At 64.6% G+C, this 17022-nt stretch carries 11 protein-coding genes; 1 reads left to right on the top strand and 10 read right to left on the bottom strand.

Annotation, left to right across the window (positions count from 1 at the left end):
• Window positions 1-140: 140 nt before the first annotated feature.
• Genes bcsC through P0Y58_14095 form a run of 9 tightly spaced genes read right to left on the bottom strand, consistent with a single transcriptional unit; the run spans window position 141 to window position 13844 of the window.
• Entirely contained in the window at window positions 141-3659 is a 3519-nt protein-coding gene (gene bcsC, locus P0Y58_14135) for a cellulose synthase complex outer membrane protein BcsC (protein ID WEK28051.1), read from the bottom strand.
• The gene (gene bcsZ / locus P0Y58_14130) at window positions 3647-4762 is read right to left on the bottom strand and encodes a cellulose synthase complex periplasmic endoglucanase BcsZ (GenBank protein WEK28050.1); all 1116 of its coding nucleotides are present in this window, start codon (window positions 4760-4762) and stop codon (window positions 3647-3649) included. Before bcsZ ends, bcsC begins: the two co-directional genes overlap by 13 nt.
• Entirely contained in the window at window positions 4762-7044 is a 2283-nt protein-coding gene (gene bcsB / locus P0Y58_14125; GenBank protein WEK28049.1) for a cellulose biosynthesis cyclic di-GMP-binding regulatory protein BcsB, read from the bottom strand. The genes bcsZ and bcsB overlap by 1 nt, the downstream gene beginning before the upstream one ends.
• A complete protein-coding gene (gene bcsA, locus P0Y58_14120; GenBank protein ID WEK28048.1) occupies window positions 7041-9650 on the bottom strand; it encodes a UDP-forming cellulose synthase catalytic subunit in 2610 nt (869 codons plus the stop codon). The genes bcsB and bcsA overlap by 4 nt, the downstream gene beginning before the upstream one ends.
• The gene (bcsQ, locus tag P0Y58_14115; GenBank protein ID WEK28047.1) at window positions 9647-10354 is read right to left on the bottom strand and encodes a cellulose biosynthesis protein BcsQ; all 708 of its coding nucleotides are present in this window, start codon (window positions 10352-10354) and stop codon (window positions 9647-9649) included. The genes bcsA and bcsQ overlap by 4 nt, the downstream gene beginning before the upstream one ends.
• Window positions 10351-10569: a cellulose biosynthesis protein BcsR gene (bcsR, locus tag P0Y58_14110; protein WEK28046.1), complete on the bottom strand. Its 219-nt coding sequence runs from the start codon at window positions 10567-10569 to the stop codon at window positions 10351-10353. Before bcsR ends, bcsQ begins: the two co-directional genes overlap by 4 nt.
• On the bottom strand, window positions 10566-12185 hold the full coding sequence (gene bcsG / locus P0Y58_14105) for a cellulose biosynthesis protein BcsG (protein WEK28045.1): 1620 nt from the start codon (window positions 12183-12185) through the stop codon (window positions 10566-10568). The genes bcsR and bcsG overlap by 4 nt, the downstream gene beginning before the upstream one ends.
• Window positions 12178-12363, bottom strand: a complete 186-nt coding sequence (gene bcsF / locus P0Y58_14100; GenBank protein ID WEK28044.1) for a cellulose biosynthesis protein BcsF — start codon at window positions 12361-12363, stop codon at window positions 12178-12180. The genes bcsG and bcsF overlap by 8 nt, the downstream gene beginning before the upstream one ends.
• On the bottom strand, window positions 12360-13844 hold the full coding sequence (locus P0Y58_14095; protein WEK28043.1) for a BcsE family c-di-GMP-binding protein: 1485 nt from the start codon (window positions 13842-13844) through the stop codon (window positions 12360-12362). The genes bcsF and P0Y58_14095 overlap by 4 nt, the downstream gene beginning before the upstream one ends.
• A gap of 316 nt (window positions 13845-14160) precedes the next feature.
• Between P0Y58_14095 and P0Y58_14090 the strand changes: the two genes are divergently transcribed.
• Window positions 14161-16014: an ABC transporter ATP-binding protein gene (locus P0Y58_14090; GenBank protein WEK28042.1), complete on the top strand. Its 1854-nt coding sequence runs from the start codon at window positions 14161-14163 to the stop codon at window positions 16012-16014.
• Window positions 16015-16240: 226 nt separating this feature from the next.
• On the opposite strand, the gene P0Y58_14085 is transcribed toward P0Y58_14090, so the two are convergent.
• Window positions 16241-17011 (bottom strand): IclR family transcriptional regulator C-terminal domain-containing protein, encoded by a 771-nt coding sequence (locus P0Y58_14085; GenBank protein WEK28041.1) that lies wholly within the window; start codon window positions 17009-17011, stop codon window positions 16241-16243.
• Between the last annotated feature and the right edge of the window lie 11 nt (window positions 17012-17022).

The raw sequence follows: 17022 nt of genomic DNA, 5'->3' as shown, positions 1-17022 counted from the left end.
CCGCCAGTGCCTTTTTCGTTAGCCAAGGTCGTGTACCACTTCAAGCCCTTCGTCCCAACGCAAAGTTGCTCTAGCCGGTAACGCGCAACGCCAAGATGGCCGACAACTTGCAGCATGCACACGAAGGACGGCGACTGCTATCACCGCCATTCGCTGTAGGGTTCCAGCGGCGTGACCGGCAAGGCCAGGTTGCCCCGCCACGGCTCGAACAGATAGCGCAGGTAGACCATGCCATGGCTAGGCGCGTAGTCATCGCTGTGCTGCCAGTCGAAGCCGCCGCCCAGTACCCACTGATCACTCAGGCGCCGTTCGAACAGGCCGCGCAGGCGGTAGCCCAACCCGCTGCTGTCGCTGGCTTCGTTCATGGCATCGATGTTGGAATCAACGTCATACTGCGCCAGCACTTTGCGATTGATGTGGGCGTCCGGGTACAACCGGCTGCTGTCACTGTGGGCCTGGGACCAACTGACCGAACCTTCCAGCAACAGCGACCAGTCGTAGTTGCGCCAGGCATAACTGACCGGCACGCCTACCGACGAGTAACGCTGTGGGCTGTAGTAACCGCCCTGCCCCAAGCTGTAGCCGCCCAGATCCTTGTCATGGCGCCAGTGCATCAACGTCAGGCCAACACGCACCCGCTCGTCGGCCCTTTCCACTACCCGGTGGTAATAGCCTGCCATGGCCCGTGTGCGCTGGTTGTCGGCAACGTTCTCGCCATACAGCCAATGATGCCCAAGGCTGGCCCAGACCCCGTTGTCGCCACCCTGGTCCCAGCTCAGGCCAAGCGTGGCGCCATTGGCTGTGACCCCGCCCCAACGCACGCCTGTCGGGCGGTCGCGTGCCCCCGCGAATGACAACAGTGAGTTGCTCAGGGGCCGCCGCGACGCCGTCAGCGACCAGCCAACCTGGCCAAGGTCGCCGTTGAGCGTTGCGCCACCCAGCCAGTTGTTGATCGCATAGCCCTGGGTGGTTCCCAGGTCGAACGCCCAGCGGCTGCCCTGCCAACCCAGCGCCAGCACGCTGCCGTCAGCGGTCTGCGAGCCACCGGTGCATGCGGGCAGCGATTTTCCGTCAGCGGTCTGACCAACAAACTGACAGCTGCCGAAGTCGGGGGTGTAGCGCCCCTGATCGTTCTGCTCGAACGACCCTGCATCCATGCCGATGCGCTCCACGCGAGCAAAGGCAGTACCGTCCTGCCAAGGGGTATCGACATGCAACAGGGTCGCCTGGGTACTGAGCTCGGAGGTGCCTGGCGTACCATCGTCCTGTCGCCAGCCGTAATCATGCATCAGCGTCACATGGGTATTGCGCTGGCGGTACAATGCATCGACGTCGCTGCGCAGGCTGCGCGCCAGCCAGTCGTCGGCGTCCTGCTCACGGCTGGCCAACGTCAGTGCACGGTCATCCCGTGGCGAGGCTGCAGCACGGTCTAGCAGCTGCGCATCGGCCATTGCTGCTGCGTACAGGTCCAGCGCCCGTTGCGGGTCGCCCTGCGCCACCAGGCGGGCGGCGTCACGGCGCAATAGAGGATCAGGCCGGGGCTGCTGCGCTGCAATCCGGTCGAACAGCCTGGCTGCTTGGTCATGTTCGCCCAAGGCCACCCAGACTGCCGCCAGGCGCCGCTGGGCAGTGCTGTCATCGGCGGCCAACTGTGGCACCTGCACGGTCATCATGTGCCGGGCCTTTGCCGGGTAGCCTTCAGCTACCGCGCTTTCGATAACGCCAAGGCGTGCTTCGGGTCGCCCGGGCTGTATGGCCAGCACACGCTCGTAATACCCACGCGCCTTGTCAGGCTCACCCCGCGCTGCTGCCCATTGCGCTAACAGCATCAGGTCGTCGGGCTCGCCTTTGCCACGCGCCAGGCTGGCTTCAAGCACCGCTGTCGCCTCTGCGCTCCGGCCTTGAGCCTGAAGTTGCTGCGCCGAGGCCAGGGTCATGCGCCGCTGGATGCGCTGCTGCAGCGCGCGCATGTCAGCGCTCCAGGTTGCCTGCGGCACTGCGCCCAGGCTGTCCAGGGCCAAGGCATCACGGTCACTGGACTCCAGGAACAGGCCGTGGGCATAGCGGGTTGCCGGGTCGTCTGGCTGGTGCTGCACTAGCCTGGCGAATGCCGCGTCAGCTTCGGCGGTGCGGCCCTGGTGGCGCAGGCTGCTGGCCAACTGATAGACCAGCCAAGGCTCATCGGGGGCCAAGGCAGTGGCCTGGGCCAGCAACTGGCTGGCAGCCGCCCAGTCTTCGCGTTGCAGCGCCTGGTCACCCTGCTGGCGCAGACGTGCAAGCTCCAGGCTGCGGCGCAGGCTGGCGAACTGCACCTGCTGGCGTGGCGGCAGGCTGTCCAGGTACGCCTGCGCCTTGGCGGGCGATTGCGCCTGGTACACACGCATCAGCCCACGCACGGCACTCTCATTATCTGGCGCCATGCGCCTTACTTGCAGGAACTGTCGCTCGGCAGCGACCGCATCGCCCTCTGCCAGCGAAACATCGGCCAGGCCGAGCAAGGCGTACTCATCTTTCGGGCGTTGCTGGCGGGCCTGAAGGTACAGTGCGCGGGCGCCTCGCAGGTCATTGGCCTGCAGGGCGCGCTCAGCTTTGTCGAGTTGCGCCCAATACTGGCTGGACGACTCCAGATCCTTCCATTGGCTGATCCAGTAGGTGTCCTGTTCTTTGTCACTTGCCGCCCGGAACGCTGCATTGGCGTTCTCGTAACGCCCCTGTCGCATCAGCGCGTAGCCCAGGGCTCCGTGCAGGCTGGCGTCCTCCGGGTACTGGCGTAGAGCCCGACGCAGTTGCGCTTCGGCGTCGCCATTACGGCCCTTGTCGAGCAACGCCTTGCCCCGCTGGCCCGCCTGCCAGGCCGGGTCAGCCAATAGCGTGCGCTGCTGCTGCAGGTTGGCGCTGGCCTGTGCCAGCAGCGGCGAAGCCGGGTAGCGCTGGACGAAAGCTTGCCAGGCTGCCGCGCTGGCGCTGCTCACTGCTTGCCCGGACAGGTAGTCGAACTCACGCTGGGCGGCAGCATCCCGTGCGCCGGGGTCACGCGACAGCTGGTCGAGCAGAGCCAGCGCTTCGCGGTCACGCTTTTCGGCGAACAGCCAGCCGGCCAGGGTCTGGCGCAGCCCCGCACTGCCGGGGTACTGCTGGTCCAGCCGCTGCAACTGCCTGATCGCTTCAGGCCGCTGGCCTGGCAGGTTGCCGCGCACACGCCAGTAATCCAGGGCCAGCTCAAGGCTGGGCGGCTCGCCGGCGAACAGCTGCTCATACACCGCCAGCGCCTCTTGATTGCGCCCGGTAACGGCCAGCAGGCGCGCCTGCTGCAAGCGCTGCACAGTCTGCGGCTGCTGCAACGCGAGCAGTTGCGCGGCCTGTCGCGCTTGCAAGCTACCGGGTGCCAAGGCATGGATCCTGGCACTCAGCTGTTCGGCCTCGGTGCTGTTCTTTTCGCGCAATGCCAGGCTCAAGGCCGCCAGCAACACATCCGGGTTGCGCGGTTCCAGCAGTTGCAGGCGGCCCAGAGCATCACGCACCAGGTCATCGCGGTGCAGCGCCTCGCCCCGGCGCACCTGGTCCAGCAGCCATTGGCGCTGCTCCCCGGCATCCTTGGGTTGTGCGACGGCCTGGCAAGCCACCGTCGCGAGCATCAGCACGCTGATCATTCGCTGCATGGCGTGCTCCAGGCCGGCAACAGGCGGCCATGCGGATCAAAACGGTAACGGGCTTCGTCCCAACCCTGGCCAAACAGCGCCAGCACCTGGCTGTAGTACGCTTTGGCCTCGACCGGCTGCTCAAGCAAGCGCTGACGCTGCGCCGCCAGGCCAGCCACGTGCTCGGGCGAAGCCGCCAGCAAAGGCAGCAAGGCCGCCGAAAAGCCTGCCGGGCCATGGCCACTGGCCGCACCACTGCGCGCATCCATGTGCTCTGGAGGCAGCCCGTCACGTGTGGTCAATGCCGCCATCGGGGCATAGCGGGCCACCAGCTCGGCACGCTGAGGCGCGTCCTTGGCCAGCATGCCAACCCACAGGTAAACCCGGATGGCATCGTAATCACCGGCACTGCCGTGCTGTGGGTCCGCTGCCAGCTCACCGGCCGGGGTCCACAGCAACCAGTCCGGGGCGAAGCCCTTGGGGGACGATGCCAGCCACAAGCGCCGCGTATTGGCCGCCAGTTCGCCCCACAATGGGTCTACCAGACTGAAGCGGTCGAACAGTTGCACCGGCAGATAGCTGGGGTTCAAGCGTGTGCCGCCGGCATCCTCGAAACCGTAGTCGCCCGGCAGCAGCATCACCCCCAGGCCTGGCAGCTTGCGTACGGTTTGCGCCGCGATGCGCCAAAGCAGGCGCTGGCCCAGTTGCGTGTAGGCCGATTCGTCCCACAACCGCCCCGCTTCCAGCAGGCTGTAGGCAATCCACAGGTCGGCGTCGCTGGCGTTGTTGGCATCCAGCACCTGCCACTGCTGCTGGCTGTTACGGCCCCACAGCCAAGCGGGAAGATGCCGGGCCAGGTCACCCTCGGCCAGGTTGTTGGTGGTCCAGCGCAGCAATTGCGCGAAGGCCTGCCGGTCATTGCCTACCAGAGCGAAGAACAGCGCATAGCTCTGCCCCTCGGAGGTAGTGATCAAGCGCTGGTCGCTCGGATCGATGACCCGGCCGTCTACACTGACCAGCTCGGCCTTGAAGCGGTCCCAGGCGGGCCATGGGCAGGCCGGCGCGGCACTGGCGAAGAAAGGCAGGCCGAAGGTGATCAGCCCCACCAGCAATCGGCGCGTCATCACCCCGCCTCACCCAGGCGACGCTTGCCTGCCCAGCGCAGTGCCCGCCACAGCAGGAAGGCAAACAGCACCACGCAAACAGCCGCTATTGCCGCAAGCAGCACGGGGTGCTCGGACAAGTGGAACCACAACAGCAGCCACCACGGCAATGCGCCGACGAAGTAATGCTCGCCGACGAACTGGCTGGTAACGCCGCTAGTGCGCACCAGTGATACCGAACCGGCCACCGCATCGAGCTTGCCCACATCACCGAGCGTATCGCGCAGCAAGCTGTAGTCGCTGTCGCTGCTGGCCAACAGGGCGACGACGCTGCGCTGCTCGTGGAACGGCGATTTCAACCCGGTGATCGCCGCGATGGGCGCCTTCGCGCTCACCGCCACGCGGCTGCTTGCAGCCACCGCCCCGGTGTCGAAGCGCTGGCTGCCCGGCAACCCTGCGCTCCGGCCTTGCAGCAGCCAGTCACGCTGGGCACTGAGCAGCAGGCCAAGGTTGGGTGCATCGCTCAGGGCCTCAGGCAGGCTGCCGATCAGCAGCAAATCGGCATCGGCCGCTGCGGCGCGCTTCCAGTCATCCACCAGTTGCAGGCCCAGCGCCGGGTAACCGACCTGCCCTGCTACACCGCCAACGGTGTCGAGCAAAGTGCCGACCTGCATCGCCGTGGGTCTGGCCGGCATGATGACCAGGGTTTCGGAAAGGTCGGCCATGCGGCTGAACGGGAAACCGCTGCGGGCAAATGCACGCAGGTCAGGCATGGCAATGTAGTGGTGATAACCGGACAGGTCGATGGTGGAGTTTTCATCGATCGCTGCGCGCACATCCACCGGCAGGGAGGTCTGGCAACGGTCGCGCTGGGCGCTGCCCAGGGTGCTGGCAAAGCTGAAATCGAAACGCAGGCGATTACGGTCGCCAATCTTCAGCGCCGGCACCAGTGACTTTTCGGTCAATGCCGTGCTGTCGCCAGACAACACCGCCAGGCGCATTTCTTCGAGGGTGCCGCTGCGCCGGTCTTTACCCACCAGCGGCATGCTGGTGATGTACTGATCGTTGACGCTGATACTCAGGCGTGATTCGTCGGTTACTGCAGGCGCCGTGTAGCGATACTGGGTACGCAGCGGGATGCCCTGGTTACGCCAGACAAACAGGTCGGGCGGCAGGTTCAGCTCCAGCGTCACTGGCCGCGGTTGAAGGCCACTGACTTGCAGTTGCTCGGGGTAGTCCAGCAGCTCGGCGAAGCGTACCGGCCGATCGGTGCGCGTCCAGTTGGGCGCATCGTAGGGCTGACGCGGTTGCAACGCCGTCATCTGCTCCACCTTCACCCGGGCGCCGCGGAACAGGTTGTTGCCGACCGCCAGCGCCGATGCAGCCTTGACCAGGTCGTCGTCATTGCGGCCCAGCACCAGCAGCACTTTGCTCCAGCGGTCGTCCGGGTGGTCGATCATCTGCAGCACCGGGCCATCGACCGGCGGGAACTGCTGCAGGTCGGCGAGGAAGGCCGGGCGGCGGTCGTTGGTGGCTAACACGATGCTTGGCTTTGGCGTTTCAGCGCGGACCGGCAGGCGGTTATACAGTACCGGGAAGGTTGCTTTGCGCCAGCCGGCCTGGCTGCCGAAGTACGACGCCAGAATCGCTGCCGCACGCTGCTCGCCCAGGCTCGGCACGCCGCTGAACACCACCGGCAATTCCACCTTGCCGGTATCACGCGCATCGAAGAACGGTAGTGGGAAGTACGCCAGGTCGTTATCCAGCGCCAGGGCCTGCTCGTGCAGTTGCACCTGGCTCTTGCGATTGAGGTTCAGCCACAGGCCGCTGTGCGCCGGGTCTTCGCAGATGTCGGTGTAGTGCCCGACAAACTCCAGGCGAACCCGGTTGAAGTCGCTGAGCAGCTTCGGGTCCAGCGGCAGCTGGCGGCGCACGCGCTGGCCAAGCTGGTCCTTCTCCACGGGCACCACGCCCATCAGTTCGTCATTGAGGTAGACGCGCAGGTGCGACAGGTTCGGCAGCAGCGCTGGCGAAGGCGTGTAGTCCAGTTGCAGGCTGGCGTCGGTGGCCAGGCGGTCGCGCCGCACGCCGAACTCGATGTGTTCACTGTTGCGCACTCCCAGCAACAGGCTGTCGGACGCATGCCCGAGCTGTTCGAAGGTTTTCATCACCGGCCAGTTCGGTACCGTGGGTACGGCTGGCTCGGCGAGCGGCGCTACAGAGGCGGCGGCAGCAGGCTGCGACAAGGCGGCAAACAGCGCCACCGCCAGGCCCCAGATACGCGCGGGATAAGCGGTCATCATGCGTCTCGATCAACAAGGTTCAAAGAAGGGGCAGCCCGCGGTGTGCGGGGCCAGTAGCTGGCCAGCCAATGGGCCAGCGCGCGCAGTGGGCGCAGCCACGCCCGCAGCCACGGCGGTAGATGCTCTAGCAGGCGCAGGTAACCGACACCGCCCAGCTTCAGCACCTCGACCAGGCTGCGCAGCGGGCGCTCGATCTCTTGCTGCTCCCCCCACCCCAGCCAGGCATCGGCGCGGGCAAAGGTGCAGTGCACCAGGTCGATGCGCTGCTGTTGGCTGAGCGCGTGGAACACCAGGCCCACGTGCTGCCCGACCGTGCGGGTTACACAGGCCTGGAAGGCGAATTCACGCTGGCCACGGCTGAGCAGCAGGCGCACCTGCGCCCCCGGTTTCAGCGCAAGGCCGTCGTGCAGCTGCAGGCCAACACCGCCGTCGGAGTAATCGACCAGGGTGCACGGGTAGGCATGACCGCTGGCCAGCACCAACCCCGCGGGCAGGCGCATCTGCACCCGGTGGGCGCGGCGCACCTGGCGCACTTCGGCGGCCACGGCAACCGCGGCGCCGATGATCAGCAGGTTGTAAATCACCCACAGCGAACTGACGATCACCGTGCCGATTTCTGCCGCTGGGCCCGTGAACAGGCGCCACACGGCAAAACCCAGGCCGGCTACGTTGAGTGCCGCGAGCCACAGGTACGGCTGGGCGATATGCCAGTCGAACTGCTCCTGCTCCATCAAGCCGCCCTTGGCGGTGACGTTGAACCTGCCTTTCTTCGGCGCGAACAGTGCGACCGTGGTCGGGCGGGCGATGTACCAGGCCAGCACAGTCTCGTACACCTCTCCCCAGAAGGTTTGCCGGTACTTGCCCTGCATGCGCGAGTTGGTGAGGCTGGCGTGGATCATGTGCGGCAACACGTACAACAGGATCATCAACGCCGGTGCATAGATGATGTAGGCATGCAGCAGCAGGAACGCCAGCGGTGCGGTCAGGAACACCAGCCGCGGCAGGCCGGCCAGAAAGTGCAGCATCGCATTGGCATAACACACCCGCTGGAACAGGCTTAGCCCTCGCCCAAACAGGGGGTTGTCGGTGCGGAAAATCTGCACCATGCCGCGCGCCCAGCGAATGCGCTGGCCAATGTGCGCCGACAGGCTCTCGGTCGCCAGGCCGGCCGCCTGCGGGATGCTCAGGTAGGCCGATGACCAACCTTGGCGGTGCATGCGCAAGGCGGTGTGAGCATCTTCGGTGACGGTTTCCACGGCAAAACCACCGATGCTTTCAAGCGCGCTGCGGCGCAGCACTGCGCACGAGCCGCAGAAGAACGCCGCGTTCCACATGTCATTACCGTCCTGGATCAGGCCGTAGAACAGCTCACCTTCATTGGGGCGGCGACGGAACGAACCCAGGTTGCGCTCGAAGGGGTCGGGAGAGAAAAAATGGTGCGGCGTCTGCACCAGTGCCAGCTTGGGGTCCTTGAGGAACCAGCCCACCGTCATTTGCAGGAAAGAGCGCACCGGCACGTGGTCGCAGTCGAAAATGGCGATCAGCTCACTGTCGGTCACGCCCAGCGCATGGTTGAGGTTGCCGGCTTTGGCGTGCTTGCTGTCCGGCCGCACGATGTAACCCACCCCAACCTCGTCGGCGAATGCGCGGAACGCGTCGCGGCGGCCGTCGTCGAGGATATGGATGCGCAGGCATTCGCGTGGCCAGTCCAGGCCCAGGGCAGCCAGTACGGTGGTGCGCACCACCGACAAGTCTTCGTTGTAGGTGGGGATCATCAGGTCGACGGTCGGCCAGTGCTGCGGGTTGGCAGGCAGGTTCGCCGGCTTGCGCTGCAACGGCCAGCTGGTCTGGATGTAACCGAGGATCAGCACGAACCACGAATAGGTTTCCGCCGCCAGCAGGATCACCCCGCACACCAGGTCGGTGGTGTCGTTCCAGTTCAGGGTTGCAGTGTAACGCCACCACAGGTAACGGCAGGAAATGATGGTCGACAGCACGATCAGCATCAGTGTCGGAAAGCGCCCTGGCATGTGCCGCACCAGCATGGCAATGCCCAGCAGCAGGCCGATGAACGTCAGCTGTGCCAGGTAGCCGAACGGCTCGGTCACACACAGCAGGGCAAGGCCGGTCGCGCACAGCGTCAGCACGCTGTAGAACGCGCGCCGGGCGAACACGCTCAAGCCGCGCAAGCGCGCCGAGGCTCCCTGCCTGAAAGCACTGCCACGGTAGCGGGCAGGTACCTGCTGCAACCTGCAGATCAACAGGCTGCGGTACTGGCCGGCAATCTGTCGTGCGTATCGCAACGGCTCGCACAGGGAGCCCCAGATGCGCCGTGCGCACCCCGGTCGGCGTTGGGCCGGTTGCTGCCTCAGCAACAGCCACAAGCTCTGGATCAACAGGCGTAGCGGATCGCCCAGGCTCGGGCGCTTGCCCGCCAGTTGCGGGTACAGCCGCTGGCGCTCGGCCAACAGTGCCTGCCAGGCGGGAGCCTCCAGGCGCAGGAGCAGGAAAGCCAGCCATACGCCGAGGGTAAACAGGCAGGCTACCGGCAGCCGCGCACCGCGCGCGCTGAACCAGGTGTAGGCCGACAGGGGGCTCAAGGTCACGGCTGGCGCCTCGTCAGGCAGCGCACCGCCAGGCTCTGCACATCTCGGCAGGCCAGGCTCTGGGGCGCGTAATGGCCGAGCGGTGCCTTGCACGCCAGCGCTTCGAGAAACGCCTCGTCGCGGTGTACCACCTGGATCGGCAAACGATCGCGGAACAGGTCGCGCCACACCATCAACAAGTCGCTTTGCAAACGGCTGGCCGGGTCGTAACGGTTGACCAGCAGCATGTCGTAACGCTCGACTGGCTCGCGCCCGAGCAACAGGTGGCTGGCCATTTCCGCCTCGGCCACCAGGACTCGCACATCGGTCTCGATGCTGTCGCCAGCGGAATCGGGAGGCAGTTGCGGCAGGTCGAACAACACCCAGTCGAAATGCTCGGCCAGCTCGGCCTGACGCACCCGCCATAGCTGTGCGTCGGGCCCTGGGTGCTGCACGCCATCTGGCAGATTGCCGAACGGCAGCAGGCACAGGCCAGGCAGTACTTCATATACGGCATCGTCAAATGGCCGACCTTGCCGCTCGGCCGCTGCCCAACCTTCTCGCGTGTCCAGCGGCAGGTTGAAGTGCAGCCCAAGCAAGTTGCTTGGGCACAGGTCGATCAGCAGCACCCGTTCGCCCACGCCCTGCAGCGCATAGCCCAGCGCAGCCAGCAAGGCACTGCGCCCCAGGCCACCGCGCACGCCGTGCAAAGCCAGGCTGGTCATGGCAACACGCCCTCGCGCTGCGGTGCAGCGGCGTACAACGTGCCCGGGGTGCTGGCACGGCAGCTTTCACCCAGCAATGGCCAACGCTGCAAGGCTTGCTGAACCCCCACCAGCATGGAAATGTCCTGATAATCCAGGTCTGGCATGGCCAGGTGCTGGCGCAACTGCGCGATATCGTCGCTGCGGTCAGACGGGTCTGCTTTACCAGTGTTCATGGGCGCTCCTCGGGGATGGGCTGCCAGTCGGGCTGGCCTTGCAGGCGCATGTAGGCGCGCCCCTGATAGTTCACAACCTCTGCCCCGGAGGTTTGCGCAACCTGTTCGGTGGTCGGCAGGTCGGTCAGCAGGCCGGGTACATCCAGCGACTGCTGCTGGCCCAGGCCTGCGTACACGCGCGACACGAGCTCGGACAGTGCCAGGTAGCTGGTAGGTGCCGAGACCCGCAGCGGCTCGCTGCGGGCAGGCTGCCCCATGCCAATGAACTTGAGGCCGACCGGTACATGGGTGATCGACGGCGTAGGGATTTCGCGCATGCCTGAAAGCTGCATGCGGTCGCCGTGTAGCGCAGCACCATGTTCCGGGACAATCGCCACGACCACGCGGCGGCCGCTGCGCTCAAGCTCGTCAAGGAAGGTGCCCAGCTCACCGAACAGCCGGGTAGCGCGGGTGGCGTAATCGGCCACGCGGGTGCCGCCGTCAGCAGTCACAATGCGGTTGCCGTCGTGCAGGCTGATGCTGTTGTAGAACAGCGACACATGCTCGGCCCCGCTACCTGTGCGCTGCCCCCACCAGCGGCGCAACACGTCCAGATCGCTGGCAATCGGCGAGCCGTCGAAGCCGACCAGCGCGCGTGGGAAGTCGGTATTGCGCAAGCCGGGCTGCGGCATGTGTTGCTGGGTGATGTCGCCGATGAAGTTGTCGAACTGGCCGCTGTGGTTGAGCAAGGTATTGCTCTGGAAGCCGAGCTTGGCCAGGTTCTGGAACAACAGGCACTGCTCCGGGGCGCTCTGGTAAAGGCCGGTGTGGGACGACTGCCCGCAGCTGGCACGCAGCACGCGGATAGCCGCCGGCCCGCTGTAGGAGGTGGCCGAGTTGAACTGATCGAAGATCACATCCAGGCGCGACAACAACGGGTTGTCTCGCAGCCCTGCGGCAGACAGGTCATCCCAGGCCAGCGAGCAAATGTTGATGACCAGCAGATCGAACGGTTGCTCATCAGCGTTGATGGCAGGAAATGCCGTCACCCGCTGCCGCTCACTGGCGAAGAACCGTTCCATCCAGCTGTCGAGCGTGGCATTGTCGGCCAGCGCTGCCGCCTGCACGGGCTTACCGGGGCTGGCAGCCACATTGGTGGACGGCTGGCCGGCGTTGACTGCCAGTGAAGGCAGGCCGCCGACGGCCAGCCACGCCAGCCCCACCAGGCTCAAGGTGCTCAGGCGCAGCCAATGGCGCATGTACAGATAGCTCACCAGTAACAGCGCCAGCGCACCGAGCAGGTTCCAGTTGATGAAGCGGCCCAGCAGCTCCAGCAGGTAGTCCAACGAGAAGTCGAGCACGCCCGGCTGTGCCAGCAGGCGGCTGAAGGGCGGGAACCAGGTGTCCTGGTAGAACAACGCGACACCAATCGGCACCGCCACCAGCTGCCGCGCTACACGCAGCCACCTACCCGGCATCGGCACCAGCAGAAAAGCGGCGAACAACAGGTTCGGCAGCGCCTGGAAGTCGAGCAAGCCAAGGGCGACCAGCAGGAATTTTGCCAGGAAATAGAGGTTCCATCCTCCCAGTCCAGGCCAGCGGGCCAGTACCGGGAGGGCGGCGGTGTTCTTAGTCATTACGGGGTTCCTGGCGTGCAGCGCGGTGGCGTACGCCCAGCGGTTTCAGGTAACGGGGTGCAAGGCGGCGGCGCAGCCAGCCGCGCAATGCAACACGCAGGCGCAGTACCAGCAGAGCCAGGGCAAACGTAACCAGCGCAGTGATGGCGATTACTTGCAGGAGTTGCACGAAGTTCATGCTGTACCCCGCTTGGCCAGGGCAATCCGGCGTGGTGCCAGCGCCGACCTGGGTTGCGCAGGCTGTTGCGCCGATGCATCCAGCCGGGGTGGCCGGGGTGCGCTGTCGTCGAGAAAGGCCGGGGTGGCCAGGCTGTCGACCCCGGCGAGTACCTCCTGGCTGATGAACAGCTCTTTCCACGACAACTGGAAGATGTGATCAAGCGCTTGCTCGACGCCTTCGGAGCGGCAGGCGAACAGGAACAGGAACAGGACTTCGCCGACGACACAGGCGATGTCGCCATCGCGGCGGAACACCGTACGCGAACAGGCTTGCAGCGGGGTCAGGCCAGGGGCCGGGCGCAATACCAGCAACTGGTGGACGATTTCGCCGTTGCGCACACCGTGCCACATGCTCTGCACGGCTTCAGCAAATGCACGAGGCGCCACCAGTCCGCAAATGGGCAGCGGCCGCAACCGGGCGAGCAAGGCATCGAAATTGCCTGGCAGATGCCGGCGCCATACGTATCCCTGAATGCTCTCCACCATGGTCAGGAAGCGCGACAGGCTGGCACCGAACGGCACGATCTGGGTGGCACCACAGGCCAGCAGCAGTTGCTCGTCCTGGTAACGCAGGGTGGGCGCCATTTCGCGCACCACCAGCTTCAAGGCATTGCCACGCAACTGGCGCAGGCGGTGCAGCTGGCGTGCCAGGTTGTCCAGGCGCTGCCCGCCATCCATGGCAAAGATTACCGTAGCAGACACCGCACGGCTGGCTTTGGCGCTCAGTTCGTCAAGGCTCTCGCAGACCTGCCAGTGCGCGGAGAAGGCAGGCGCACCTTCCAGTACCGGGCGTTGGGCCAGGCACAGCAGTTCATCACCTCCGGTGTCGGATGGCACCTGCGGCGCACCGGTAACAGCAAAACCTGCGTCAAGGCGCGCCAGTTCCAGGTCTCGGGTACCGGCCTTGCCGAGCGGGTTGCTCCAGAAATGCTGCAGGTAACGTACCCCGCCTTTGCCGCGGTACACCTGAGCCAGCCCGTCGACGCCCTGATTAACCCCGCGCAACTGCTCCATCTGTCCGGCTCCCTGCCCGCTGCTGATGACCAGCAGCAGCGCAGCGTCGGCCAGCAACGCCGGGCGCAAGGCATTGCACCAACGGACAACGTCATCGCCCGCCCAGGCATCGAGTGGCGCCAGCAGCAACAGCACACGCCCGGGCACATCGATGCGTGGCAAGTCTTCAATCAGGTGCAGGGTGGCTTGCGGGCTGGTTTCGTAGAGTGCCAGTTCGGCCGGGCCCTGCGCCGCATCGAGCGCACCCAGCACATCACCTATGGCTTGCGCATCGGTGATCAAGGTTGCCCGGACATCGTCGGGCATGCCTTCGAGCACTTGGCGGCATAGCAAGGTGGCGTCCTCCGTGGCGTCACAGGCTACCCAGTACAGTCCTTGTTCATGAAGGCAGCTGCTCTCGGCGCCTAAGCCGGAAATAGCCAACATCGGTATTACATTCGTCAAAACAGTGGCTCTAAGTCAAAAATTCAAACGGGCGTCAGGGGTAGATATGCATATGCGTAGTCAAAACCTTCTGCCATCAGTCAAAAAAACGACAAAACCACAAATGCACCATTTCGGTGCGTCAATTCTACAGCAGTGGGGCAAAATAATGTCAGCAACAAATGTAATGAATTGCAAAGTTATGTGTTTTCACTCCCCCCTCAGGCCTTTCACATACACGAAAAAAAGCCCCCGCAGGCAGGCCTGGATGTGCTGTATGGTTACCGGCTAAGCAAAAATTGATTTTCCGGAGACAAGCATGCTTCGTATATTTGAACGACGGCTCGACCCCTTCCCCCCCGATGAGGCCCCCCCGCCCCCGGTAGGCCTGATGCGGTTCATGTGGGCCTGCACCCGGGGGGCGCGCGGCTACATCCTGGCACTGGCCTTGTTCAGTGCCGGCGTGTCGATTTACGAAGCCTGGCTGTTTGCTTTTCTCGGCCAGGTCGTCGACCTGCTCACGGCCTGGCAGGCGGGCGGCACTGTAGGCCCCCAGGAAAGCCACATGCTGTGGGGCATCGGTATCGTGCTGGTAACCAGCATCGGGCTGGTGGCGTTGCGCACCATGGTTCAGCACCAGGTACTGGCGATCAACCTGCCACTGCGGCTGCGTTGGGATTTTCACCGCCTGATGCTGCGCCAGAGCCTGTCGTTCTTTTCCGACGAGTTCTCTGGCCGAGTCACCACCAAGGTGATGCAGACGGCGCTGGCGGTGCGCGAAGTGCTGTTCACCCTGATCGAGGTGCTGCCCGGGATTGGTGTGTATTTCATTGCGATCATTGCCCTGGCCGGTGGCTTTGCCCTGAAACTGATGCTGCCGTTCATTGCCTGGCTGCTGCTGTTCGGATTGGCCATGCTGTATTTCGTGCCACGCCTGGGCAAGGTCGGCCAGGAGCAGGCCAATGCCAGGTCGTCGATGACCGGGCGGGTTTCCGACGCTTACACCAACATCACCACGGTAAAGTTGTTCTCGCACTCCAAGCGCGAAGCGCACTTTGCGCGGGCGGCGATGGAAGACTTCAAGCAGACCGGTTTTCGCCAGATGCGCCTGGTCAGCCAGTTTGAAATCGTCAACCAGGCGCTGGTAGTGGGCTTGATATTTGCTGCCGGCGGCTACGCGCTGTGGTTATGGCACCAAGGCCAGGTCGGCACCGGGGCAGTGGCCGCGATTACCGCCATGGCCTTGCGTATCAACGGTATGTCGCACTGGATCATGTGGCAGATGACCTCGCTGTTCGAAAACATCGGCACCGTGCAAGACGGCATGGCCACCCTCACCCGCGGCCCGAAAGTTCAGGATGCGCCGGGTGCCGGCGAACTGGTGACCACCGGTGGCGCGGTCAGTTTCGACAAGGTCAGCTTCAACTACGGCGGCGAGCGCCAGGTGCTCAACGACCTGAGCCTGCACATCCGCCCAGGCGAAAAAGTCGGCCTGGTCGGCCGCTCTGGCGCCGGCAAGTCCACCTTGATCAACCTGCTGCTGCGCTTCTACGACGTGGACAGTGGTGAAATCCGCATCGATGGGCAGAACGTGGCCAAGGTCACGCAAGACAGCCTGCGCAGCGCCATTGGCATGGTCACCCAGGACACCTCGCTGCTGCACCGCTCGATTCGCGACAACATCGCCTATGGCCGCCCCGATGCGACCGATGCGCAAATCCGCGCGGCTGCTGCCAATGCCCAGGCCGATGGGTTCATCAGCCAGCTAAGCGATCGCCAGGGCCACAGCGGTTACGACACCCTGGTGGGCGAGCGCGGCATCAAGCTGTCTGGCGGCCAGCGCCAGCGCATCGCCATTGCCCGAGTGATGTTGAAGAACGCGCCGATCCTGCTGCTGGACGAGGCGACCAGCGCGCTGGATTCGGAAGTGGAAGTGGCCATTCAGGAGAGCCTGGATGAAATGATGCAGGGCAAGACTGTAATCGCCATTGCCCACCGGCTGTCGACGATTGCGGCCATGGATCGGCTAATCGTGATGGATGAAGGGCGCATCATCGAACAAGGCACCCACGCCGAACTGCTGGCGAAGCAAGGGACCTATGCGCGGTTGTGGCAACACCAGAGCGGCGGCTTCCTGGGTGAAGACCAAGGCGTGGCCGAGGCAGTTGAATAGGCCTTTGGTGCATCGGGCTCAAGCACCGCGTCGCCTGCTTCGCGGGCATGCCCGCTCCCACAGAGATTGCGGCGAGACTCAAACCTCGCACGCCTGCGCGGTCAATGTGGGAGCGGGCGAGCCCGCGAACACCGGCGCAGCCGGTGCCAGCCATCGTCTAGCTGCGCTTGCCATTGAGCCAAATACATATGAAGACCGGCGACGCGGTGCCTGCTTTGTGAACGCGTCAATCCAGCACCGGCCGCAACAGCGCTTGCGCCTCGTAAAGTGGCGGTAAATAGCGCATGCGGATTTCATCAACACTCAACCGCGAAGCATGGGTAGTGATGGTCAACGTCGCTTTCAACTGCCCAGCCCGGTCCAGCAACGGTACACCCAACACCCGCATGCCCACTTCATACTCCTGATCAACGATACTGAAGCCCTGTTCCTTCACCCGTTGCAATTCAACCTCCAGTTGCACGCGGTCTGTCTGCGTATAAGGCGTCAACGCCCGCAGCGAGTTGCGTGCAAAGTAATCATCCCGCTCCCGCTCACCCAGCCAGGCCAGCCAGATCCGCCCGCCGGCCGTGCAATGCATCGGCACCCGCGAGCCAGGCCTGATCGACAACGAAGCCACATGGCTATAGCGGCTGCGCACCAAGTGGATGATCTCGTCACCATCGCGGGTACCCACCGACACATGTTCCTGGGTCTGGCGTGCCACTTGCTCAACGATCGGCCGCAGCATGCGCGGTAGCTGCGCTGAGTCCACGTATGCCTGGCCGAGGCGTAAAGCCTTGGGCGTCAGCCAGTATTCGCGGCTGTCGGTTTCTGCAAAACCCTCGTGCACCAAGGTCAGCAAAAAACGCCGTGCGGCGCTTGGTGTAAGGCCCGACAACCTGGCCGCCTGCGGCACGCTCAGGCGCGGTTGCTCGGCGCTGAACAATTGCATCAGGGCCAGGCCTTTCTGCAAGCCGGCGATCAGATCGCGGGGGTGAATGGCGGGCGTGTTCATCTTTTCGACTC

The sequence above is a fragment of the Candidatus Pseudomonas phytovorans genome, assembly GCA_029202525.1.
GTDB classification, from domain to species: Bacteria; Pseudomonadota; Gammaproteobacteria; order Pseudomonadales; family Pseudomonadaceae; genus Aquipseudomonas; species Aquipseudomonas phytovorans.
Note: the sequence above shows the minus strand (reverse complement) of the source record. Positions and strands in the feature narration are given on the sequence as shown.

Coding starts and splice junctions, on each gene's coding strand:
- bcsF (WEK28044.1), bottom strand. CDS start 12,363: ATGAACTTCGTGCAACTCCTGCAAGTAATCGCCATCACTGCGCTGGTT.
- bcsZ (WEK28050.1), bottom strand. CDS start 4,762: ATGACGCGCCGATTGCTGGTGGGGCTGATCACCTTCGGCCTGCCTTTC.
- bcsQ (WEK28047.1), bottom strand. CDS start 10,354: ATGACCAGCCTGGCTTTGCACGGCGTGCGCGGTGGCCTGGGGCGCAGT.
- bcsB (WEK28049.1), bottom strand. CDS start 7,044: ATGATGACCGCTTATCCCGCGCGTATCTGGGGCCTGGCGGTGGCGCTG.
- bcsC (WEK28051.1), bottom strand. CDS start 3,659: ATGCAGCGAATGATCAGCGTGCTGATGCTCGCGACGGTGGCTTGCCAG.
- bcsG (WEK28045.1), bottom strand. CDS start 12,185: ATGACTAAGAACACCGCCGCCCTCCCGGTACTGGCCCGCTGGCCTGGA.
- bcsR (WEK28046.1), bottom strand. CDS start 10,569: ATGAACACTGGTAAAGCAGACCCGTCTGACCGCAGCGACGATATCGCG.
- P0Y58_14090 (WEK28042.1), top strand. CDS start 14,161: ATGCTTCGTATATTTGAACGACGGCTCGACCCCTTCCCCCCCGATGAG.
- P0Y58_14095 (WEK28043.1), bottom strand. CDS start 13,844: ATGTTGGCTATTTCCGGCTTAGGCGCCGAGAGCAGCTGCCTTCATGAA.
- P0Y58_14085 (WEK28041.1), bottom strand. CDS start 17,011: ATGAACACGCCCGCCATTCACCCCCGCGATCTGATCGCCGGCTTGCAG.